General features: G+C 64.8%; 22 protein-coding genes. 5 read left to right on the forward strand and 17 right to left on the reverse strand.

Annotation, left to right across the window (positions count from 1 at the left end):
• Position 1 precedes the first annotated feature (1 nt).
• Together B133_RS0116915 and B133_RS0116920 are read left to right on the forward strand one after the other, a co-directional pair.
• Positions 2–763, forward strand: a complete 762-nt coding sequence (locus B133_RS0116915; RefSeq protein WP_018602714.1) for a class I SAM-dependent methyltransferase — start codon at positions 2–4, stop codon at positions 761–763.
• A 139-nt stretch (positions 764–902) separates the two neighbouring features.
• Entirely contained in the window at positions 903–1124 is a 222-nt protein-coding gene (locus B133_RS0116920) for a hypothetical protein (protein ID WP_018602715.1), read from the forward strand.
• A gap of 116 nt (positions 1125–1240) precedes the next feature.
• On the opposite strand, the gene B133_RS0116925 is transcribed toward B133_RS0116920, so the two are convergent.
• The 7 genes from B133_RS0116925 to B133_RS0116955 all read right to left on the reverse strand — a co-directional run bounded on the left by B133_RS0116925 (position 1241) and on the right by B133_RS0116955 (position 8370).
• Positions 1241–2746, reverse strand: coding sequence for an APC family permease (locus B133_RS0116925; protein ID WP_018602716.1), 1506 nt, complete (start codon positions 2744–2746; stop codon positions 1241–1243).
• 238 nt (positions 2747–2984) lie between these two features.
• Positions 2985–3395: a cupin domain-containing protein gene (locus B133_RS0116930; protein WP_232423317.1), complete on the reverse strand. Its 411-nt coding sequence runs from the start codon at positions 3393–3395 to the stop codon at positions 2985–2987.
• Positions 3396–3653: 258 nt separating this feature from the next.
• The gene (locus B133_RS0116935; protein WP_081618246.1) at positions 3654–4241 is read right to left on the reverse strand and encodes a TetR/AcrR family transcriptional regulator; all 588 of its coding nucleotides are present in this window, start codon (positions 4239–4241) and stop codon (positions 3654–3656) included.
• A gap of 111 nt (positions 4242–4352) precedes the next feature.
• Entirely contained in the window at positions 4353–5837 is a 1485-nt protein-coding gene (locus B133_RS0116940; RefSeq protein ID WP_081618247.1) for an NAD(P)-binding domain-containing protein, read from the reverse strand.
• A gap of 312 nt (positions 5838–6149) precedes the next feature.
• Positions 6150–6533: a cupin domain-containing protein gene (locus B133_RS0116945; RefSeq protein WP_018602720.1), complete on the reverse strand. Its 384-nt coding sequence runs from the start codon at positions 6531–6533 to the stop codon at positions 6150–6152.
• Positions 6534–6928: 395 nt separating this feature from the next.
• On the reverse strand, positions 6929–7456 hold the full coding sequence (locus tag B133_RS0116950) for a dihydrofolate reductase family protein (protein ID WP_018602721.1): 528 nt from the start codon (positions 7454–7456) through the stop codon (positions 6929–6931).
• A 74-nt stretch (positions 7457–7530) separates the two neighbouring features.
• Positions 7531–8370 carry an arylamine N-acetyltransferase gene (locus tag B133_RS0116955; RefSeq protein WP_018602722.1) on the reverse strand — a complete coding sequence of 280 codons (840 nt, stop codon included), beginning with the start codon at positions 8368–8370 and terminating at the stop codon, positions 7531–7533.
• A 58-nt stretch (positions 8371–8428) separates the two neighbouring features.
• On the opposite strand from B133_RS0116955, the gene B133_RS0116960 reads away from it, so the two are divergent.
• The 3 genes from B133_RS0116960 (at position 8429) to B133_RS0116970 (ending at position 11022) form a co-directional block, all read left to right on the forward strand.
• Positions 8429–9001 (forward strand): hypothetical protein, encoded by a 573-nt coding sequence (locus B133_RS0116960; RefSeq protein WP_018602723.1) that lies wholly within the window; start codon positions 8429–8431, stop codon positions 8999–9001.
• A 169-nt stretch (positions 9002–9170) separates the two neighbouring features.
• A complete protein-coding gene (locus tag B133_RS0116965) occupies positions 9171–10532 on the forward strand; it encodes an FAD-binding oxidoreductase (RefSeq protein ID WP_018602724.1) in 1362 nt (453 codons plus the stop codon).
• A 139-nt stretch (positions 10533–10671) separates the two neighbouring features.
• A complete protein-coding gene (locus tag B133_RS0116970) occupies positions 10672–11022 on the forward strand; it encodes an HNH endonuclease (protein WP_018602725.1) in 351 nt (116 codons plus the stop codon).
• Positions 11023–11100: 78 nt separating this feature from the next.
• Here the strand turns inward: B133_RS0116970 and B133_RS0116975 are convergent, their stop codons facing one another.
• The 10 genes from B133_RS0116975 to B133_RS0117020 form a co-directional block, all read right to left on the reverse strand.
• Positions 11101–11898 carry an ABC transporter permease gene (locus B133_RS0116975; protein WP_018602726.1) on the reverse strand — a complete coding sequence of 266 codons (798 nt, stop codon included), beginning with the start codon at positions 11896–11898 and terminating at the stop codon, positions 11101–11103.
• A complete protein-coding gene (locus B133_RS0116980; protein WP_018602727.1) occupies positions 11873–12796 on the reverse strand; it encodes a 2-aminoethylphosphonate ABC transporter permease subunit in 924 nt (307 codons plus the stop codon). The genes B133_RS0116975 and B133_RS0116980 overlap by 26 nt, the downstream gene beginning before the upstream one ends.
• Positions 12793–13965, reverse strand: coding sequence for an ABC transporter ATP-binding protein (locus B133_RS0116985; protein ID WP_018602728.1), 1173 nt, complete (start codon positions 13963–13965; stop codon positions 12793–12795). The genes B133_RS0116980 and B133_RS0116985 overlap by 4 nt, the downstream gene beginning before the upstream one ends.
• A 1-nt stretch (position 13966) precedes the next feature.
• Positions 13967–15013 (reverse strand): 2-aminoethylphosphonate ABC transporter substrate-binding protein, encoded by a 1047-nt coding sequence (locus B133_RS0116990; RefSeq protein WP_018602729.1) that lies wholly within the window; start codon positions 15011–15013, stop codon positions 13967–13969.
• A gap of 15 nt (positions 15014–15028) precedes the next feature.
• On the reverse strand, positions 15029–15727 hold the full coding sequence (locus B133_RS0116995; RefSeq protein ID WP_026256533.1) for a phosphonatase-like hydrolase: 699 nt from the start codon (positions 15725–15727) through the stop codon (positions 15029–15031).
• A 376-nt stretch (positions 15728–16103) separates the two neighbouring features.
• Entirely contained in the window at positions 16104–17210 is a 1107-nt protein-coding gene (locus B133_RS0117000; RefSeq protein ID WP_018602731.1) for an MFS transporter, read from the reverse strand.
• A 73-nt stretch (positions 17211–17283) separates the two neighbouring features.
• Positions 17284–18531, reverse strand: coding sequence for a hypothetical protein (locus B133_RS0117005; protein ID WP_018602732.1), 1248 nt, complete (start codon positions 18529–18531; stop codon positions 17284–17286).
• 324 nt (positions 18532–18855) lie between these two features.
• The gene (locus tag B133_RS0117010; protein ID WP_018602733.1) at positions 18856–20694 is read right to left on the reverse strand and encodes a phosphoenolpyruvate carboxykinase (GTP); all 1839 of its coding nucleotides are present in this window, start codon (positions 20692–20694) and stop codon (positions 18856–18858) included.
• Positions 20695–20842: 148 nt separating this feature from the next.
• Positions 20843–22303, reverse strand: coding sequence for a hypothetical protein (locus B133_RS0117015; RefSeq protein ID WP_018602734.1), 1461 nt, complete (start codon positions 22301–22303; stop codon positions 20843–20845).
• Entirely contained in the window at positions 22300–23214 is a 915-nt protein-coding gene (locus B133_RS0117020) for a hypothetical protein (protein WP_026256534.1), read from the reverse strand. Before B133_RS0117020 ends, B133_RS0117015 begins: the two co-directional genes overlap by 4 nt.
• Between the last annotated feature and the right edge of the window lie 193 nt (positions 23215–23407).

Raw genomic sequence — 23407 nt, forward strand, 5'->3', positions numbered from 1 at the left:
GGTGCAGCCCACCGCACTCTTCGCCCGCCGGGCCGGCCTGCGGCGCTCGGTGCGCCTGCTGAGCGAGTTCCGCTTCGAGCAGACCGAACCGGCCCGGTTCTACGGCGCGCTGGCCGAGGACACGGTTGCCATGGTCACCGATCTGTGGACCGGCTGCACCGGTGAACTCGCGACAAGACGCACCGTTGTCGACGTGGGCGGCGGGCCAGGCTACTTCGCCTCCGTATTCGAGGCCGCTGGGATGCATTACATCGGTGTCGAACCCGATCCGCGCGAAATGCATGCGGGTCCCGGGGGTGACGCCACTGGCGGCGGGTTCGTGCGGGCATCCGGGATGGCGCTGCCGTTCGCCGACGACAGCGTGGACGTCTGCCTGTCGTCCAATGTGGCCGAGCATGTGCCGCAACCGTGGCTGCTGGGTAACGAGATGCTGCGGATCACCCGGCCGGGCGGGTTGGTGGTGCTGTCCTACACGGTGTGGCTGGGCCCGTTCGGCGGTCACGAGATGGGGCTGACGCACTATCTCGGCGGGGCGCGCGCCGCTGAGATGTACACCCGAAAACACGGCCATCGGCCGAAGAACGACTACGGATCATCGCTGTTCGCAGTGTCAGCTGCCGACGGCCTGCAGTGGGCGGCCGGCACTGGAGCGTTGGTCGCCGCGTTTCCCCGCTACCACCCGCGATGGGCCTGGTGGATGACATCGGTCCCACGGTTGCGGGAGTTTCTGGTGAGCAACCTGGTACTGGTCCTCCAGCCCTGAGAATCCGCCGGGTCAGACAAACCGTTAGACCCCGAAGAACGGCAACCCTGCCAGGAAATTGGCAGGCAATGGTCAGGTTGCTTAGCTACGGTGGCGCCCATTCGACCACCCGTAGCAAACGACTCTAGGGAGAAGCCCGATGGCAGTCTCGGTTGATCTGGCCAAATCGCTCAACAAGGCCTACGAGGAGAAGACCCTCAAAGACATCCTGGATGCGTCGCCTGCGGCGCTGGCCGGCGTCACCGACGCCGACGCTAAGCATCTCGAGGAAGCGTTCAACATCAAAACCGTGCGCCAGCTGGGCGCCAACAAGTTCTTCACCGTCGCCGCGGCCCTGGTGGCGCTGGAGAACGCCGGCTGATTTCCCTCGCGAGCAGCGGCGGGCGAAAAAAGAGGGCCTTCGTGCCGTCGGCCGGGCTATATCGACGATGTCGACATAGCCCGGCCGACAAACACCTGTCTGACGGTGGATCGAGGCTAGGGTGTGCCGCGTCCTTGAATCTCTGCGGTTGAATCAGACTCTGCGCCAGTAGCGGGTGCGTGCACGGTGAGTGCATCGTCCGATTTGCCCTTACCGGACCTCAACTCGTACTGCGTATACAGCCAGATCGGTATGAATACCGCCAGCACGACGAAGCCCAGCAAGGTTGAGGTCCAACCGATTTCGAGGCTGTTGAGGTAGACCACACCGATCACACACAGCGGCACATTGAACAGGCCGAAGCCCAGGGCCACCCACTTCCAGCCCATGGGTGCCTTGAAAGGTCGTTCCAGGTTGGCGAACGCTGGATTCGTCTTGGCTTTGAAGTAGGCGAACAGGCCGATGCCGTTGGCGCAGGTATAGCCGATGGCTGAAGCCGCCAGGATCGCCGGGATGGATCCGATGAAGAGCAGCGCCAGGTTGAATGCCGCGGCGGCAAACATGGCAACGAACGGGGTTCCCCGCCGATTCGTGTGGCCGAGTACTCGGGGCAGGTTTCCTTCCTCTGCCATGGAGTGCAGGGCGCGGGCGGAACCCAGATAAGCGGTTTGGATGATCAGGATCATCGCCGCGATCAGCATGATGATGGTGACCGTGGTACCGGCATCGCCGAAGACGGCGTGGGCGACGGGGACGAGCGGTGAGATGGGTTCGGCCTGCACACCATCGACACCGAGGACACCGATGACTACGGCCTGCACCAGGACGAACGAGAAGAAGCAGATGACACCGCAGGTATACAGCGCTTTGGGGACGTCCTTGCCGGGATTCTTGTATTCGGGGGCGTAGATGGCGGCCGTTTCCCAGCCTCCGGTACTCCACAGTGCGATGGCAAAGAGGCCGAAGAGGATCAGGATGTGATGTGAGTTCCAGGACCAGTCGGACGGCATCCAGTTGGCGGTGATGTTGGCCATGTCAACATGGCCGGTGGCAAAGGGTGCGATGGTCAGGACGGCCAGGGGGATCAGTGACACGGCTGCGAGGATGTAACCGAGGATGGCGCCGTCCTTGAGTCCGAACCAGTTCACCACGGACAAGAGGGTGAAGATGACCACGCCCGAGATCAGGCCAAGCTGGTATTCGCTGAAGTGTGCGGCCAGCCCCGGAAACAGCCCCTCCAGGTAACCGCCGACCAGGATGGAGAAGATCGACAGCACCGAGCTCCAGGCGAGGGCGTAGAACCACGCACAGGAGCCGCCGAGCAGTTTGCCCTTGTCGTATTTGCCTTTGTAGTTTTCGGTGCGGAACACCTGCTGCACGAAACCGGGCAGGCCAGAGGCTTCGGGGAAGGTGGTGGCCAATTCGGCGTAGGCGGTGTTCTGGAAGAAGGTCTGAACGATTGACAGTCCCCAGACAAGGATCGCGGCGGCCGCCACGTAGCTGGGCAAGTAGCCCAAGGATGGCAGGATCAGCAAGGGCACACCCAGCGCGATGGCCAGCCCTTGCTTCCAGTCGATCGACCGTTTCAGGTGATCGGCTCCATCCAAAGTTTCTTGACTCATGAGATTTTCCTTTGGTTACGGCGAAAAACTATAAATAGTCCTACTGACAATTAGAGAGGGCGTTACCTGCCGTCGTCCGGCAGGAACAGCAAGAGCAATCGGGCCGACAGCTCTAAGGTGGATGCCCTCGGCGGCACCGATCACCGCCAAGTAAAAAACGCACGAGACCGAGGCGTACGCGGATATTGGGCAGGCCGTACGTTTGTTGTCTGCGAGCGGCCGGGTAGGGGCATGAATTTCAGATTTCGAAGTAGCGGAAGGAGTGGGATTCCAAACCGTCCGGGTTGGGTCCGTAAGCGGTGAGCATCCGCGCGTAGACGGGCGCCCAGTATCGGCCCAAGCGTCCGGCATTCACGCGAGCGGAGTCTCCCGGTCGCAGAACGACAGTCTCGCCATCGCACTCGATGTGAAGTTCACCTTCCACAACGAAAGCCGTTTCGGCATGGGGATGGAAGTCCTCCCAACCACAGCGATCCATCTCCCACTCGGAGAGTATGAAATCATCCCAAGCGCCCACGGGATCAGCGTTTACGAACCTGCAGCGCATCCTGGGCCATTCGTCACCAAAGGTCTGCATGGGCTTCGCGGGCCAGGAATCGATCGCTTTCCCCGTCGTCACTGTCGAAGACGGGTTGGTGGGTTTCGTCATTTGCTTTCCGTTTCTCAGAGCAATCCGTATTACGGAAAGCTCGGGTTTCAATAATTCAGGAAAAGGAAGTCAGGACGATCCCGATGGGCAACAGCCCTCAGAGAAATCGGGGGACCCTGTCAACCTTTCTGACACAGCGTTTCCGGCAACTACGCCAATGAAACACCCTAGGCCCCTCCGTCACTGACCAGGTCTCTCGCCACGGCCAGCGTAGAGTCCAGATCGGCTGTTGAGTTGATGCCGTGACGGCCCACGGGTTTAAACACCGGCCTTGATCAGAAGTGCATCAACCATTGTGAAGAACATGGCGCGGAAATCGATCGCCGTCGGGTCGGTCATATATTGAATGGCCGCTCCATCGTAGATCATCAGAAATGACCGTACGAGCGTAGTGATGTCCATGACACACTTGTCACCGTTGTTTTCGGCTGCGGCGGAGAAGATATTTCCCAGCTCCACGACGTAGGCAGGATAAATCTTCGCGGCCAGCGGGCTTACGGAAGCATTACGCGTTGCCCACAGGATGAGTTCGATCTCGGCGAGGAGGCTTGCGGGCTCTTCCGTCAACATGCGCCAGTACTCTTCGGCCACTTGTTCCACGGCCTTACGGAGTCCCAGGTGAACCACAATGCTGCGAGAAAATTGGTTCAAGTTCTTCAACCAAGCTTCGGCGGCCGCGTCCATGAGCTCGCTCTTATCCTCGAAGCAATAGTGTGCGGTCGCCAAGGGTGCCTTGGCCTCCTTGGCGATGGCCCGCATGGTCACTGACTGAACACCTTTACGCCGCATTAGTTCCAGAGTCGCTGAAATCAGCTGCCCTCTTCGCTCGTCTGCGGATACCCGCATAGCCACCCCTCCAGTCACCTGATTTCGGTCCGTCTGAGACTCTTCCCCAAGACTATTGCTTGAACTACAGAGTTTCCCATCTTGCGAAAAGCAGGTGACTGGAGCATCGGCTCAGGTATGAGCTGTCCGCGGCCGGGACTCAAGCACTTCGGTGTGGTGCACCAGGGATGGTCCTGCGCCGACACCGTCTTGCCCGTCCTTGCCGCCGCGATGCCTATCGGTGAGACCGGCAGGCGCACGGATGTCGTCCTGCGAGGGACCGTTGAGGTACCGCTCCATCGTGTCGTCCAGGGCGTTGATCCAGCGGGTGTGATGCTTTTCCGATACGGTGCCGGTGATCGCGGACGTATGCACCGCATCGCGGTAGCCGAGGATGTCGGTGTGCTTGTTGTGCATCCAGTCCTTGAACAACTGGCAAACAGCGTCCAGGTCAAAGGACGGATAGTCGGTGGCGTCGATGAGTTCGCGCACGTAGTCCGTCTGGAATTCCGCCTCCGCATCATGATCCGGCAGCGTGGCTTGACGCTCGAGCCACCGCTCGATATCCGCGTCGCGCTCCTCCAGTGAAGGTAGCTCGATCACTCCGGTCATGACGTCGCGAGCAAACCACGCCTGCGCGTCGAACATGTTGAACGTGTAGTACTGGTCCTGCGCACCGAGGTAGAACAGGTTGGGATTCTGCTGCCAGACCACGCCCTTGTAGAGGTTGGCCGGGTACAGCACGTTCGGCGAGGACAGCGAGAGCTCACTGGGCAGGAACGGATACTTGTGCTGGTATCCGGTGCACAGCACGACGGCGTCGAAATCATCCTGGGTGCCATCACTGAAATATGCGGTGTTGCCCTCGAAGTGAGTGACGAGCGGGCGCTCCACGGTGTTCCAGGGCCAGTGATAACCCATTGGGTTCGTGCGGAAACTCATGGTGATGGATGCCGCACCCATCTTGTGCGACTGCATACCGATGTCCTCGGCGGAATAGCTGCTGCCGATCATCAGCAACCGCTTGCCGTAAAAGCGCTCCGCTCCGCGGAAATCGTGAGCGTGCATGACCTCACCCGGGAACGTCTTGATGCCCTCGAACTCGGGGACCGCAGGAACGTGGAAGTGACCAGTGGCAACCACGAGCTTGTCGAACACATAGGTTTCCGTCTGGTTGGTCTTGAGATCCTCAACCGTGACAGTGAATTCCTGCGTGTCCTCGTTGTAGCTGGTATGGCGTGCGACGGTGTTGAACTTGACATACTTACGGACGTCGGACTTCTCGACACGGCCCTTGATGTAATCGAAGAGAACCTCGCGCGGCGGGAAGGAAGAAATGGGACGGCCGAAATGCTCGTCAAAGGAGTAGTCCGAGAACTCCAGGCACTCCTTGGGACCGTTGGACCACAGGTGGCGGTACATGCTGGAGTGCACCGGCTCGCCGTAACTGTCCAGGCCGATGCGCCAGGTGCTGTTCCACTGGCCGCCCCACTCGCTTTGCTTCTCGAAGCACGTGATCTCGGGGATCTCAGCCCCTTTTTGGCGCGCTGATTCGAACGCCCGCAGCTGCGCCAAGCCGCTGGGACCGGCACCGATAATTCCGACTCGTAATGCCATATTACTTTCCTGTTCCTAAATTTTCGTGGGTTGTTGGTGTCCAACGTCGCGAGTTGATTTGCGCATCAAGGCAGCAGCCAAGGAATCCCGATTTCCGGGAACGGGTGATGCCTTTTACACCGGGATATTTCCCGGGAGTCAGACAGAAATTCCAAGCACTACTGACAAGTGAAAAATGTCAGAGATAACCAGGACAGCTGTTGCGCATTCCCGACATGTCAATGCCGCTACGCCAATGCGCAGAAAACAGCAGGATCTGCGTTCGTCACACGAGAGGGCTGTCTACCCATCCGGCGAACGCAGTGAACGGACCTACGGCGCGAAGGTGCGATCGCCGACGAAGAATCCGAGCGCGTACTCAGGAGTCTCGAACTTCACGGTGGTTCCCTTGGGGAAGAACAGCACGTCGCGCTCCTTGGCGTGCGTGACCTCGCCAGTGTCCTGGTCGGTCAGGATGAACTCACCCTTAACCACAAGCTTCATCTCGTCGTAGGTGTAGGTGTACACCAACGGCTCCGACTTCTTCAGCTCGAAGAACCCGGAACACATGACCGTACCCTCCGGGTTGTGCAAGGAGTCGGCGATGGCGGCGACGACACCGGCCTCGTTCATGCTCGGCAACCCCTCGTAACCCTTCTCCACCTTGTGGATAGCGCCGGCCTTGCTCAGGGTTCCAACGGTCGTGATTTCGCTCATGGTTACTCCAATTCGTGTGGTGTGGAAAATTACTGCTCAGTCGAGCTGTACGGCTCAGGTAAAACTGTTGGCCTTTGGTGCATATATCTGGATATGGGCTTTGCCGATTCCTAGCGGGCCAACCGAATTCTGCTCCTCACTCGCCTGGTGTGATGCCGATCACGTGCACTCACTCAATGAGAGTGACATGGACGGTTGTTCATGTCAACCGTTCAAGAAAGTTTTTTTGAGCACCGCCGGTGTCGAGGCCGAGCAGGGCCAGGTTGTGCCCTGCCCTTTATAGCCACTGACCAGGTGCGGAGTCGCGGACCAACATGTCCGCGACGAACGCCGTAGCGCCAGGCCGATGCCCACGATGCGGCGGGTTCGGCTTTCCCGAGGTTCGCTTTGGCGAGCTAGGCCCTCGTCCAACGGGCACACACGAAATCACCGTTGACCGCAGAGGATTCCAACACCCACTCCGAACGCAGCGGCAGCACCGGCGAGCCCGCGCCGAGCGTGCACGGCGCGTAGCTGACCACCAATTCGTCCACCAGCCCTGCCGCCACGAACTGCGCCGCGACGTCACCACCGCCGATCACCCAGACGTCCTTCCCCGCTGCCGCCGCCACAAGTGTCGGGTGCAACGCGGCGACCTCACCGTCGAAAGCCTGCACCGAATGCCCGGCACTCACCGCGGTGACGATGTCAGGCCGGTGGGTCAATACCCAGGCCGGTTGTTCGTACGACCACTCACCGCTGTTCCTCACGATCCACTCGTAGGTGTCCGCACCCATCGCGAGTGCCCCGACGGTTTTGATGAAGTCGTCGTAGCCGAAGGGCCCGTCGGGGTCGATCGTCCGGGAGATCAGCCAGTCCAGGCTGCCCTCCGCGTCCACGAGGTAACCATCCAGGCTTGAGCCGGTGTAGTAGACCGTTTTCACTGCTCACTCTCCCCTCATCGATGCCATGCAGCTGAAAGGATTCCGGTGGCTCACACAACGCGTCGATCACGGCGTCAGCTGTCGAGCACGTCGTCGATCCTCGCTTCGAGGTCGACGTGGTCCCCAAGGTCGCCCAGATCGATGCCGAACCGGCTGGTGAGTTCGTCGAGCACCTGGACGGCCGTGTCGAAGCGCACCCGCTCGGTGGTTCTCCCCTTGTGGATAGCCAGGTTCCGGCCCCGCAGGTTATAGCGGGCGTCGTCGGTGACCAGCGCCGCGGTCAGACCGGTGACGAAGATTCCACCGGGATACGTTGAGACATACCAACTTCCCACCTCGAGGTCAATCCGCTGCTGCGGCACCGTGGTGAAGGTATACAGCGGCAACCACTCGTCACGGATCTGCGTTTGCAGGACGTATCCGCCTTCATGCTCCAGCAGCCGGTACGGCTCGTGACGGGTCTGCTGCACGGGTCCGGTGACGAGCCGTACTGGCGAGGACGGCGTCTGTCCACCGAATCCGACGTCGACCAGATAGCGCTCGTCCGCACCCGGTGCCGTCACAGCCAGGACGTTATGGGTCTGTGCCGGCAGTGGCGCGGCGGGCTGACGCATCCACAGCACCCGGCAGGACAGCCGCTCAACCCCAAAACCCAACCCGTCGAGCACGTAGCCGAGCAAGCCGTTGTGTTCGTAGCAGTACCCGCCGCGGCGCCGGGTCACCAGCTTGTCGGCCAGAGCCTCGGCGCTCAAGTCGACCACCGGGATACCCAGCAACGGGTCGAGGTTCTCGAACGGGATGGACCGGTTGTGTGCGGCGACGATGTCGCGCAGCGTGTCCAGGTCGGCATGCGCCGGGCCCTGATAACCGATCCTGCCGAAGTATCCGTCGAGGTCGATTGCCGATGTGCCCACAATCGCCAATGATGCTTCCTCAACAGCGGTTCAGGTCAAGCGAGGGCAGACTTGTGTCATGGCCGCGCACCTCACCGAGCCACTCCGGGAAGATCTGCTCGTCCGATGGTCGGAGTCCCACCGCAAGCACCACAACGTCGAGCATCTGCACGAGCTCCTGGACGCGGTCCAGTCGCTCGCCGATGATGGCCTGAGTTTCGACCGCGAGGCCGTCGAGTTGGCGGCGTGGTTCCATGACGCGATCTACGAGATCGGCCGAGACGACAACGAAAACCGCTCCGCAGACTTGGCGCGCGAACTCCTGGCGTCGTCCCCGGTGCGCGACGAGGTGGCCCGGCTGGTGCTGGTCACCAAGGCTCACGACGTCACCGGCGACGACGTCAATGCCGCGGTGCTCAGCGATGCCGACTTGTCGGTGCTCGGCGCAACCCCCGCCCGCTACCAGCGGTATGCCGCCGCAGTGCGCGAAGAGCACCGCGCGGTTGCCGACGACGTGTTCAAGCCGGCGCGGGCAAGGATGCTCGCCGAGTTGCTGGACGGGACGATCTTCCACACGGCGCCCGGCCGGGACCGCTGGGAGGCGCAGGCCAGGCGCAATGTCACGGCAGAAATTACCGCGCTGATCAGCTGACGCCGTGGTCAGACGGCGCGGGTGTGCGCGGTACGACCCGCCGGCCCGCCAAACAGCGCGAGATTGCAACCGGCAAGGTCGTTTTGGCCAGACGAGACCACCCGCACCCTACAGTTGTTGGGTGTCCCCGCATGTCGACGCCGCCGCTGCGCGACGAGGAGCCACCGCCATGACGGCAATCGATTCCCTGACCGCCGTGCTGCCGGTCGGCGCGGTGCTGCGCGACCCCGACATCATCGAGCGATACCGGCGCGATTCCGCCGCTGACCCCGGCGCCGGCAGGCCGCTGGCAGTGGTGCGCGCCACCTCCACCGAAGACGTACAGGAGGTGCTGCGCTGGGCATCGGCACACCATGTCCCGGTGGTGCCGCGCGGCGCCGGATCGGGGTTGTCCGGTGGTGCGGATGCGGTCGACGACGCCATCGTGCTCAGTACCGAACGGATGCGCGACATTCGGATCGACGTAGCCACCCGCACCGCAGTGGTGCAGCCCGGCCTGACCAACGCCGAGGTCAAACACGCTGCCGCCGAACATGGCCTGTGGTATCCGCCGGATCCGGCCTCGGTCGACATCTCATCGATCGGCGGCAACGCCGCCACCAATGCCGGCGGACTGTGTTGCGTCAAGTACGGCGTCACCGGTGACTACGTGCTGGGCACGCAGGTGGTATTGGCCGACGGTACTGCCGTGCGATTGGGCGGACCGCGCCTCAAAGACGTTGCCGGGCTCCCGTTGACGAAACTGTTCATCGGTTCGGAAGGCATCCTGGGGGTCATCACCGAGCTCACCCTGCGACTCATCCCGGCCCAGCCACCGGCATCGACCGTAGTGGCTCTGTTCGGCTCGGTACAGAGCGCCGCGAACGCGGTCGTGGCGATCACCAGGGTGGTACGTCCGGCGATGTTGGAATTCATGGACCACACCAGCATCAACGCGGTCGAGGACCATCTGAAGATGGGGCTGGACCGGTCGGCGCGGGCCATGCTGCTGGTCCAGTCCGACGCACCCGGTGCAGCGGCCGACGAGGTAACCATCATCGTCGCCGAATGCGAGAAGTGCGGGGCAACAGAGGTATTCGCCACCGACGATCCCGCCGAGGGGGCGGCGTTCACCGCGGCGCGTCGGGCGATGTTCCCCGCGGTCGAGAAACTGGGCAGCCTGCTCTTGGAGGATGTGGCGGTTCCGATACCTCAATTGCCCGCCATGGTCACCGGGGTCGAGGACATCGCCGACGACTGCGATGTGCTGATCTGCACTGTCGCGCACGCCGGCGACGGCAACACCCACCCGGTCATCGTGTTCGATCCCACTGATGCTGACGCGGTCGAACGCGCGCACCGCGCGTTCGCTCGGATCATGGAGCTGGCGATCGGACTTGGCGGCACCATCACCGGTGAGCACGGGGTCGGGCGACTCAAACGTGACTGGCTGCCCGCCCAGCTCGGCGATGACGTGATGGGCCTGACCCGTCGCGTCAAAGACGCCCTCGACCCGCTTGGGATCCTCAATCCCGGTGCCGTGTTGCGCTAAGCGATCCACTCAGCCGCGGTAGACGGACTCGCCCGGCCCGGCCCGGCCCAGCCCGGCCCGGCGAGCGTGCGGGTCTGCTGCCCGACACGCTGGGTTTTACCGACAGTGCACGCACGCTCACGCCGCCTACGCTCACGACATGGCGGTCAGTCGAACTCGTCGTGCGCGGGCGGCCCGCAAGCGTAAGCGTCGTCTCGACAATGTCGTCAACGACCTGACCGACGAGCAGTGGGCAGCGATCATGGCCGCGTGGAACGGCTGCGCATACTGCGGCGCGACCGGCCGGGCACTGCAGCGTGATTGCGTCATGGCAATCTCGCGTGGCGGGCGGTACACCATCGACAACGTGGTGCCGGCATGCGCGTCGTGTAATGCAAGCAAATGCAATGATGAGGTAACCGGCTGGATGCGGCGCAAGCGGCTCGACGAACGTCTCTTCCTGACGAGGTACGTGGAGATCCGTGCTGCGCTGACCGATACTGCACGCTGACGGCGCCACGAGCGTGCGCGAAATGCTGCTGATTCACGGTGTGCCGGGCAGCAGACCCGCACGCTCGCGGTGCTTGGGTTAGCGCACGGCGGCGCGGCCCCGGATCCGGCCGAGCACCACCAGGGCCAGCAGGGTGACCAACAACAGGATGGTGGTGCACGCCGCGGCCTGGAACGCCTGGCCACGGTCGGTGAGTCCGAAGATGGTGACCGGCAACGTCTTCCACGTCGCGGGGTACACCATCACGGTGGCTCCCAGCTCACCCATCGACAACGCCACGGCTAGCCCCGCCGCTGCCCCGAGCGCAGGCATCAGCAGCGGTAGCGTCACCCTCACCAGCACCCGAACCGGGCTCGCACCAAGGGATTCCGCAGCCTGCCGGTAAGCCGGATCGATCCGGTCCAGCGCCGCCGACACCGCACTGAACGCGAACGCCAGCACCAGCACGGTGTGGGCCAGGATCACGATCCATCGTGTGCCGCCGAGCAGCAGCGGGCGCGAGTTGAACGCGATGAGCAACCCGAGGCCGATGGCCACCGAAGGCACCGCGATGGGCAGGTGGAACACGGCATCGGTGATACGGCGCAACCACGTCGGGGATTCCACGACAGCCAGCGCCGCCCAGGTGCCCAGCACCAGCGCGATAGCGCCGGCCAGGAACGCCGTCTGCAGGCTCACCGACAAGCTGTCCAGGTTCTCCCCCGCCAACGCGTTGTGAAAATGGCCGAATCCGAGATGGGAGGGCAGCGCCGAGGTCCACGTCCCGGCCAGCCCGGCCAACACCACTGTGGCCAGCGGCGCAACGAACACCACCAACACCACCGTCGCGAACAGTGCGAGCGCAACGATCCTAGTTCGCCGGTTCCACAGCAGCATCGGCCGAACCCTTTCCAGTTGTCATGCGGGCAAACACTATTCGGTACACCGCGTACAGACTGAGCGACAGCGCGACCTGGACGGTCGCGATCACCGCGGCGCCCGGCAGGTCGAAGGTGACGATGCCGCGGGTGTAGATCAGCACCGGAAGCGTGATGACGCCCTTGGCCCCCGTGAACAACACGATGCCGAACTCGTTGAGCGTCAACAGCAAAACCAGGCTGCCGCCGGCCATCAGCGCCGGCCATACTTCCGGCATGATCACCGACCGCAGCACCCGCAGCGGCGAGGCACCGAGACTGGCCGCCACGTCGAGTTGCGCGCGCGGTAGCAGCGCGAACGCCGCCAGCAGCGGACGCACCACAAACGGAGTGAAGAAGGTGATCTCGGCGGCGATCACACCGGCGGGCGTGTAGAGGAAGTTCAGCACCGGTTCGTGCCCGCCGGTGAGGCTCAGGATCGCGGCGTTGACCGCGCCCGCGGTCCCGTACAGGAACGTAAACGCCAGGGTGATGAGAAACGACGGCAGGGACAGCACGGTGTCGATCAGCCGGCCCACCAGCTGCGAGCCTGGAAACGGCACGAACGCCAGCACAATCGCGAGGAAGCTGCCGAGGATCAGACACCCGACGGTAGCGGTGACGGCGATGGCGACCGTGCGCCACAACGCATCCCGGAACACTGCCGAGCCCAGCACCTCCGCCCAGCTGCCGGTGTCGGCGGCCTCGCCGAGCACGCGCAGCAGCGGGTAGAGCGCGATCAGCAGCACCACCAGCAGCGGCGGCACAACCCACAGCGCGGCACGTGACCGCGGCGGCACAACCCACAGCGCGGCACGTGACCGCGGCGGCGCGGGCCGGTCCACGGCCGTCACAACCGGTTCGTCGAGAACGGTCATCCGGCCACCTGCACGAGCACCCCGGCCGGCTCGGGGATCCGGACACCGACTTCACTGGCCACCTCGAACTGCGCGTGGCCGGGTACGTCGAGCTCGACGAGGCAGTCGGCAAGACCGTTGACGGACAACACAAGACGTGTCGTCGCGCCGCGCCACACCGCGGACTTGACCTCGGCCCGCATCGCCTCCCGGTCACCCAGTGACACGACTTGCAGCGCGTGCGGGCGGATACACAGCAGCGCCGCGGATCCCGGTGCCCAGTCAGCCTTGCCGACAGCGGGCTGCGGCGCCTCCGCGCTGACCGTCCGGCCGGCGATCGTCACCAGCGCCGAGGTTCCGATGACCCGGCCCACCGTGCACGGAATCAGGTTGGCCCCGCCGAGAAATGCCGCCGTAAAACTGGTCGGGGGTCGTTTCCACAGATTCTCTGCGGTGTCGACGTCCATCAGCCGGGCGTTGTTCATCACCACGATCCGGTCGGCCAGGGCCAGTGCTTCGGACTGATCGTGCGTGACGTAGAGCATCGCCGTGTCGGGCAACGACTCCTTGAGCTGCTGCAGTTCGGCCAGCATCGATTGGCGCAGCTGCGCGTCGAGCGCCGCGAGCGGCTCGTCGAGCAGCAGTACCCTGGGCCGGATCGCGAGGGCCCGGGCGATCGCGATGCGCTGCTGCTGACCACCGGAAAGCTCACGGGGCAAACGCTTTCCGTAGGACGCCATGCCGACCATGTCCAGCGCTTCGGCCACCCGTGGACCGATCTCCGCGCGCGGGACCCGCTGAGCCTTGAGGCCGAACGCCACATTCTCGGCTACCCGCATGTGCGGGAACAGCGCGTAGGACTGCAGCACCACGCCGATGCCGCGTTTGGCCGGCGGCAGGTCGGTGATGTCTCGCCCGTCCAGCCGCACCGTCCCCGACGTGGGTCGCGAGAAGCCGGCGAGCGCGCCCAGCGCTGTCGACTTCCCCGACCCGCTCGGCCCCAGCAGCGCCACCGTCTCTCCGGTGGCCACGCGCAGGTTGAAATCGATCAGGGCCTGCGTCACGCGCTTGCCCCGCCCGTAGCGCACACCCACCCGATCGAATGTGATTGCCGGGATGAGAGATTCCTGCTTCTCGGCTTGCTCGTGTGCAGCGTTGGTCTTCGTCCCACTCACTCGGATCTCGGTCATGTCAGTTCCCGGTGGCTTTCTGGTACGCCGCGACGTCGGCGTCGAGCCCGCTGAGCACCTCGTTCCAGTCCGGCACCCACACTTCCACGCCGTCGAGCACCCCGGCTGGTGTATTCGGCTGCGGTGCAATGCCACTGACGATGCTGTCCCGCACCGGAAGGCCCAGCGCACCGGAGGCGACGGTCTTCTGCACGTCGTCGGAGAGCAGGAAGGTCAGCAACTTCTTGGCGTTGTCGGCGTGCGGCGCACCTTTCGTGACACCGGCGACGTAGGGCAGCGACACCGTAGTGCGCTTACCGTCATGAGCGGGGATGAAGATACTGAAGGTCGATCCGTCGTCCTTGATGGAACCTAGGTTCATCTGCACGTCGCCGTTGGCCACCAGCAGTTCGCCGTTGCTGACCTTGGGTTGCAGCTTGCCCGTGGACGAGGACGGCCCAACGTTGTTGGCTTGCAGCTTGCTCAGGTAATCGAGCGCGCCGTCACGCCCGCGCAGGTGCTGCAGCAGCACGAGCACCGCGGTACCGTCACCGGCCTGTCCCGGTGTCGAGTACTGCAACTTACCCTTGAACCGCGGGTCCAGCAGATCGTCCCAACCGGCCGGAGCCGGCTGCACCGACGGGTTGGCGATGAAGCTCAGCGCGTTGTTCACGATCGGTACGTACCTGCCGTCCGGCCCGACCTGGCCGGGCGCGATACCGGTGGTGTCAACCGCACTGGGCACCAAAAGCCCGGATTTATCTGCCTTCTGGATGAACGGCGGCAGGGTCACCAGCAGGTCGGCCTGCGAATTGGACTGTTCCTTCTCGACCCGGGATACCACTTCGCCGGAGCCCGCCTCGACCAGGTTCACCGCGATACCGGTGTCCTTGGTGAACGTATCGAACGTCGACTTGTACCAGGCGCCAAGGCCATCGGCGCTGTAGACCGTGACGGCGCCCGCGGCACCTGAGCCGCTTGACCCGGTGCCACCGCAGGCCGTGCTCACCATGCCGGTGAGCACGGCCGCAGCGATTGCCGTCGCGCGCAGGAGATGTCGTGTCTTCATGAGTTCCTTCTCTGATCAGCCAAGCAACAACAGGTCGGCGAAGTCGGTGACGGATCCGACCACATGGGTGGCTCCGGCGGCCCGCAGTTGTTCTTCGGAATGCGCGCCGGTGAGGGTGCCGGCGGCCACCGCGACACCTGCGCGAAGGGCACTTTCGATGTCGTTGGCGGTGTCGCCGAGGGCAGCGACATTATCGACGCCGTCGACCTCCAATCGGAGCAACGCTGTCAGGATCAGGTCCGGGTGCGGTCGGCCACGTACTCCTGGGCCCGGCGCGAGGACGAGATCGGCCAAGTCCTGCCAGCCGAGCGCGGCCAGCAGCTTGCCCTGCGTGACGGCGCTGAATCCGGTGGTCAGAGCGACCTTGATGCCGGCCTCGCGCAACTCGGTGATCGCCTCTGCCGCACCGTCGATGGGCTCGGCGCGCCCGCCGGCGATCAGCTCGGCGTAGGCCTGTTCGAATTCGGCGTTGGCATGCTGGGCGATGTCCTCGGCGCCAAACAGTGCCCGGAATACCTCGATTTTGGACTGCCCCATGGTGTCGAGCACGTACTTGCGAGCGCGGTCGCGTTCCGGGCCTTCGACGGGAAGCCCGACAGCGTTGCCTGCAGCGTCGAAAGCGCTGACCACCAAGCCGCCGTCGGACACCGTGGTGCCGGCCATATCTATCACCGCGAGTTGTATGTCATCGAGTGGTATCTCATTGCTGGACATGCGTTTTCCCTTACTCAAAATTTCGATCAGATCGACGGTCCACTCGGCGGCGGCCCGCGTGAGCGTCATACCTCGTTCGCGCCGGCCCAGCGACGCACCGCTTCGACGGCATGCGCGGTGCCGAGAATCCCTCCAGCGACAATCGCCACGCGCATGGTTGATGACCATCGCCGCTGATCACGTCCGCCCGCAGTCCTGTGGGTGTTGTGGCGCCGAACACCAGGTTAAAAACTGGTATAGAGCTCCGCCACGTGCTGGACCCGCTGCCGCGGGGACCGGATCGCGTTCGAGACCGTGCTGACGTGAGCGATGCGCATGACGTGTGACACCTGCCGGTGTTGATGGGCAAACCTGCCGTGACACATGCCTTTTGGAGTCAGCCTGTGCGTTTCGCGCGCGTCGGGTGCCAGATGACCGCCATCGCTGCGCATCCACCGGCCAGCACCACGAATGCCATCGGGAACGAGCCCGACGTGGCGAGTGCACCGGCCACCAGAGCGCCCATTCCGGTTCCGCTGTCGAAGCCGACATTCCAAGCCGCGCTCACTGTGCCGCGGGACTGTCCGCCCGTAGCGGCGAACGCCTGCACCAGGGTGAGGTTCTGCAGCCCGCCGTACGCCAGCCCGAGGAGCAGAGCGCCGATAACAATCAGCGCAGGGCTGTGGCTGATTCCCGCGGCGATCACGGCCAGTCCGGCGGCACCGAGATAAAGCATCGGGGCAATGAATCGGGTTGCCCCGAACCGATCGGCGAAACCGCCGATCAACCAGCGCGCGAGCGTCGCCGGTCCGGTCAGTGCCAGCAGTGCCGCGAAGGACGTTGCCGCATTGCCGAATTGGGACGCAAACGTGAGGACGGCGCCACCCCCGGCGGTGATCACGACAAGTGCGCCGACCGGGCGCAGCAGGCCCCGGCTCGCCGCGCGAAATTCACCGCGCTGCGCCGGAGGTCGGGGCACCGGATGAATGACCGTCAGCGCCAGCGGTACGGCCAGCAGCGGCGCGGAGCCGAGTACGAATACCGGGGTGTATCCGACATGGTGGACCAGCCACGTCGACATCGGAGTGAGGACGAATTGCGTTGCAGCGATGGCAAGTCCGTATGCGCCGGCCGCCCGCCCGCGTTGCTCCTGAGCGAACAAGCCTGCAATACCGTCGACGCCATACACCGTGAGAATGCCGAATCCCAACCCGCGCAACGCGGCGAGCAGCAGCACCGCCGGCAGGTCGTGGGCGACGAGATGCGCGATTGCGGGGGCGCCGAGCAGTGTCAGCCCGATCGCCAAGGTAGCCGGCCACCCCAGACGGCGCAGCACCAGCCCGACCGACAGTTGTGCCAGCACAGTGCATGCCATCAGGACGGCGTTGACCAGTCCGGCGCCGAAATCGTCGGCACCGTTGTGCACCGCCCACATCGGCGCCACCGGCAGCAACAGGGCGAAACCGACGAAGCCCAGCACGGCGGCGCCCAACAACGCCGGCATGCCGGGCGCCCTCCACACCGTTACGGGCATCATCGGTGGAACACTACGGCCCCACCGATCAAGGTGGCGTGCGCTACCGCGTCAGGGCAGCCTCATCGTCGGCGACGTGTTCGGCGGTCCCAGCGGAACGGAACGGCGCACGCAGCGTGGCGCCCACATAGCGCCAGTTCACCACGAAGCCGACCAGCGCCAGCGCCGCGTACACCCCACACAACACCAGCCGCCCGTCCGTCGAGGTGATCGGGAATTGCACCACGAACAACGCGAGCAGGGCCAGCGCGGTGTAGCGGTGGAACCGCAGCGCCAGGATCAGCGCGATACCCATCATGGTCTGGGTGGCGGTCAGCAGGACCTCTTCGATCTGCCGGCCGTCGAGCACCAGCGCGGTGCCGCCACCGCCCGCGACGTAGGCGATAGGTAGCGAGCCTATGAGCAGCGTCCACTGGTTCACCTTCGACGAGATCAGCGTGGCGATCGCGGCGGTGCCGTTGCCGCGGCTGGCGAAGATGATGGCGATGATGAACTCGGGTGCCTCTGAAGCCAGCGGCGCGAGCCACTGCACCAGCAGGAACTGGTCGATACCGAGCTGCGTGCCCGCTCCGATCAGGCTCTCGGCGAACGGCTTCGCGCACATCAGGATGACGGCGCCGGCCACCGCGAACAGCGCCACCACCACCGACCGCCGAGCCGCGGTCGGCAGCGCACCGACCGCGGCAGCGGTGCCGAGCAGGTCCGGCTCCTCGACCTCACCACGACTCATCTTGTAGAGGTAGAACCCGAACCAGGCAAGCAGCGCGATGCCGAGCACGAGGTGAATCTGCCCGGTCGCCGGAATCACGAAGGCGATCACGCCTGCGATCAACAGGAACCCCAGCTCGATGCGGTTTCCGGGCTCCAGCAACATCGACCCGGTCTTCTGCCCGGACATCCTGCGGGCCACCCACAGGCCCACCAGGACGACGACCGGCCAGCCGACACCCATCAGCAGCCGGTTGGAGCCGGTCATATTGGCGGCGGCAAACTGCACGTAGTCCGGGTTGTGGCCTGCCGTATAGGCGTAATAGAGGTCGACGGCGTATTCGGGTAGCACCGCGATCAGCGCCAGTACCGCGATGGCCAGGCCACCCGAGACGTCGATCTGCGCGGATTCAGCGGCCCAGGCCAGCAGGAAGCTGGCGGAAACCACGGCGGCGCCGTAGATCACCATGGCGACGACGGGGTCGGGATGCATGCCGCCGAACCTGATGATCACGGCAGGCAGGATGAAGAGCGACGTAGTGATCAGCGACCGGGCGAGTGTTCGTCCGTGCGTGCGGGTCACGTGAAGTCCTTGTCTTTCGCGGCGTCTTCTGGCGGTCCGTGACCTCATCGACGGCGCAACGAAACCTCGGACCGATCGCTGCCGGGAAGGCTACGCTATGCCCCACCGCCCAGCAACGTAGCGAGTCTGTGAATATCTGGATTCTGGCCGCGGAAATTTGCTGGTGAGAGTCGGAAATAATAGTTTTCGGGGAGCCGCAATATTTATTGTGGCAACCCTTCCTCTAGTTCACCGGCCACCGTGAGTTGACCGCGACGTCACCAGGGTGCGCGAAATGCCGACGCGTTGCGGCGCGTCTACCAGCAGACCCGCACGGTCGCGGTGTCAGGCCTCTTCGGCGAGGCGGTGCTTGAGCGCGTCGAACTCGTCCTTGATACCGGTCGGCAGCTTCTCGCCGACGAACTCGAACCACTCCTCGATCAGCGGCAGCTCGGCCCGCCACTCGTCGGCGTTGACGGCCAGGGCCTCATCGACGTCGGCCGCGTCGACATCCAGGCCGGACAGGTCCAGGTCGGCGGCCGTCGGGACGACACCGATCGGGGTGGTCGTGCCGTCGGCCCGGTGCTCGATACGCTCGATCACCCATTTGAGCACCCGGCTGTTCTCACCGAAACCAGGCCACAGGAAGCGGCCGTCTTCGCCGCGGCGGAACCAGTTGACGAAGAACACCGCGGGCATCTTCGACTCGTCCGCGTTTTTGCCGATGTCGATCCAGTGCTGGAAGTAGTCGCCGACGTTGTAGCCCATGAACGGCAGCATGGCCATCGGGTCGCGGCGCACCGTCCCGACCTTGCCCTCGGCGGCGGCGGTCTGCTCGGAGCCCAGGGTGGCGCCGATGAACACACCGTGCTGCCAGTCCCGGGCCTGCGTGATCAGCGGGACTGTGGTCTTACGGCGACCGCCGAACAGGATGGCCGAGATCGGCACGCCCTGGGGGTCGTCCCATTCCGGCGCCAGCGTCGGGCACTGCGAGATCGGAGTGCAGTAACGCGAGTTCGGGTGTGCCGCCTTCTCCTCCGACCCGCGGTACCAGTCGTGGCCCTTCCAGTCGATCAGGTGTTCGGGATCGCCTTCCAGGCCCTCCCACCAGGCCTCGTTGTCGTCGGTCTTGGCGACGTTGGTGAAGACGGTGTTGCCCGCTGCGATGGTCTTCATCGCGTTCGGGTTGGACGACCAGTTGGTGCCGGGCGCAACCCCGAAGAAACCGAACTCGGGGTTGACGGCGTACAGCCGGCCGTCCTTACCGAAGCGCATCCACGCGATGTCGTCACCCACGGTCTCGGCCCGCCAGCCCGGGATGGTGGGCTGCAGCATCGCGAGGTTGGTCTTGCCGCAGGCCGACGGGAACGCCGCGGCGATGAAATAGGCCTTGTTCTCCGGCGAGATCAGCTTGAGGATCAGCATGTGCTCGGCGAGCCAGCCCTCGTCGCGGGCCATCGCCGAGGCGATGCGCAACGAGTAACACTTCTTGCCCAGCAGCGCGTTGCCGCCGTAGCCGGAACCGTAACTCCAGATCTCGCGGGTCTCCGGGAAGTGGGTGATGTATTTGGTGTCGTTGCACGGCCACGGCACGTCTTCTTTTCGGAAGCCTGCCCTGTCTACCAGCGGAGCGCCGATCGAGTGCAGCGCCTTGACAAAGAAACCGTCGTTGCCGAGCTTGTCCAGCGCGCCCCGCCCCATGCGCGTCATGGTGCGCATCGAGACGACGACGTACTCCGAGTCGGTGATCTCCACGCCCAACTTGGGATCCTCGGCGCCCAGCGGGCCCATGCAGAAGGGCACCACCCACATGGTGCGTCCACGCATCGAGCCGCGGTACAACTCGGTCATGATGCCGCGCATCTCGGCCGGGTCCATCCAATTGTTGGTCGGCCCCGCATCGATCTCACGTTCTGAGCAGATGAAGGTCCGGGATTCCACCCGGGCTACGTCGGACGGGTCGGAGAGGGCGAGGTAGGAGTTCGGCAGCTTTTCTTCATTGAGCTTCTGGAAGGTGCCGGCCTCGACCAGGCGGGCGGCGAGGCGGCTGAACTCCTCCTCGGAGCCGTCGGCGAACACCACCCTGTCGGGCTGCGTCAGTTCGGCCACCTCACGCACCCAGGCCAGCAGGCCCTTGTGGTTCGTCGGTGCGGTGTCCAGACCCGGAATGGTCGCTGAGGTCATCGAAATCTCCTGCGTGAGTTTTCTCCCGGAGCGCGTACCGCGTAACAGCGCGGTCACGGTGATTCCTGAGTACGAGGTTAACGCGGGTAAGAGACCTGTTGTGGCCAGTGCGATGTCCGATCAGTCACAGGAACGATTCAGTTGCCGGTTACTGCTCGGCAGACGCCGACCCGCCATGAAGATCTGCCCGAACAGCGTCGAGGGCGCACTGCAGCGCAGGTATCCGGAGGTCTCGCTGAGCGGCCGCCCGGGCCGTCGCGATGGCATGTTCGCGCAGTTCCGCGTCGATGGCGGCGACCTGTTTTGCCGCGGCGTCGGTCTCCGTGTCCTCGATCGCGGCCAGTCCGGTGGTCAAGGCCGTCTCCGCGGCGAGCACTCGGGTCGCGACGAGCTCCTCGACCATCGACCGCAACGACGCGATGGTGTCGACGACCCAGCGGTCGAGCACCGCGCGATCCCGCAGCAGCCCGCGGACGCTGACCACCCAGATGGTCAGCAGCAAACCCGTCACGGCCCCGACCGCGAGGCCGGCGACGGCCAAGTGCGGCGCCGCCCCTGCCAGCATCCGGCTCACCGCGAACGCCACACCCAGGCCGAAACCCACGCCGAGCACCGTCATCAGCCGGGTCTCCAGCGCTCGTGACCGCAGCGACGGCACCTCGACGGACGGCTCCGGTCGCAGCGCCGGAGCCGAGGGGGCCGCCAGCCCGAATTCGGCCGCCACGTCGCCGAGGTGGTCGGTGACGCCTTCGTCGACCTCCTCGACCACGTCGTCTGCCCGCCGCTGTACGTACGCCTCGAACGTGTCCATGCGTCGCCGCCCGAGTTCGGCGATGTCCTCCTGCAGTTCGGTGCGCACCGAACTGCACCGATTGCGGGCGAAGTAGCCCAGCTGCACGCGGGCCTGCTGAAGTTGGCTGCGCAGCGCGATACTGCGTTCGGTCCTTGCCAGCCTGCGCGTACGGGTGATCTCGTCCCGACGCTCGCGCAGCAGCTCCACCCGGGCCTTGCGGTCCGCGCCCGCGCCGTCGGCCTCATACCGGTCGATTACCGCGCCCAACCGCGCTTCCCAGGCCTGCAACCGGTTGCGGCGGTGCACTTCGGGATCGGCCAGCCGCACTGTCAGCAGGTCGACCAGCTCGTCGAGCCGAGGCTCACCCAGATCCGGCGCCGCAGCCACACCGACCCACGGCATGTGCGCGTACCGGGCGGCCCGCTCGGCCAGGATCGCCGCATCGCCGTCCCGGGTTTCGCGCCAACCGCGGTGCGCGTCGATCTTCGACACCACCCCGATCACCAGATCGGTGTGGGCGGACGCCGAATCGACCAGGGCGCAATCGGATTCGGTCAGTGGCGCAGCAGCCGAGACCACGAAGACAACAGCTGCCGGGGCCTCGCCGGCCGCCAGTTCGGCGGATTCCGCGAAAGCCTGCTGCGGCATCCGGTCCCGCAGTGCCGCCAGCACACTGGTCGTACCGGCCAGCCACGGCCCGGTGACGAGGACGACGTTGCGGGCCTCCACACCCGGCGACGTCAGCCCGGGATCGATCTTCGCGACGACGGCGTCGGCCGTAGCGACCGGATCCTGATCGGGGTCGGCTTCGGTCATCGGGTGCCCAACAGCCGCAGCGAGCCACGGACGATATCCGCGCTACAGCTGCGGTGCAGTGCGTTGACCGGACCCCGACCGTAGTTCCGCCAGTATCTGGCCCGCCGCAGATGCGCTTGGGGCTCGGCACCCGTGTCAACGGCCAGACCGTGCGCCTGCATCACGTCGACCGCCGCGGCCATCACCGAGATCACGGTGTCGTCAGCCCCCAGAAAACGTCCGACCTCGTCGCTCTCATCCCCACCCAACGTCCGCAGCTCGGCCAGCGCGCGACGCATGCGCTGGTAACGCACCGGCGCGGCCAGCCCGTGCAGGGCCGCGAGGACAGCGTCGACACCGCTGAGCCGGCGGAGCAAGCCCGGCAACTCGTCGACATCCGCTCCACGGGTCAAGGCCAGGCTCACGTGAGCGACACCAAACCGGTCGAGAGTGGCCAGCAACCGCGCCCGAAGCGTCTGCGACACCGGGTGCGCTGCGGAGACGAACGCGTCGGCCGATGTCAGATCCGCCGGCTGAACCGCCAGGATCCGCATCGCCGCGACAAGATCGGCAGAAAGTGTCACGGCGGCCAACAACGCCACCATCGGAACCACGGGCAATCCGGTGAGTGCGTGCACTTCGTCCACCCGGCGACGCGCGGTGGCCATCGGGCCGCCCGGACCCGAACCGGCCAGGTCGGCCTTGTTGAACACGATCAGCGCCGGGACCTCGGCACGGCGGAGCTCGGCGAGCGCCGCCCGATCTTCGGGCTTGCACACCTCGGCGATCACCAGGACGACGACGTCGCCCGCGTCGGACACCACCACACCGGCTCGGCCCAGCGCGTCCGCCACCGTACCGGCGCCGACGCCTGGCCGGCCCCGCACGGCAATACCCACCGGAGCCGATGCTCGGGCACTGATCTGTGCCAACCGTGAGCCACCGACACGTCCGGCAAAGCACGCGAGCTCATCTGCGAAAATGTGACGGCCTTCCCTGCAACATCCAGCCACGATTCGGTCCCACTGGAAATCGTGGCACGTCCCAGGCAGGCTCACGAACGGCCATTTGGCCCTGCCGGGTCAAGGCAACTGTTGGGTATCAATCTCTACCACGATGCGGGGA

Origin of the sequence: Mycobacterium sp. 155, assembly GCF_000373905.1 — a bacterium.
Taxonomy (GTDB): Bacteria; Actinomycetota; Actinomycetes; order Mycobacteriales; family Mycobacteriaceae; genus Mycobacterium.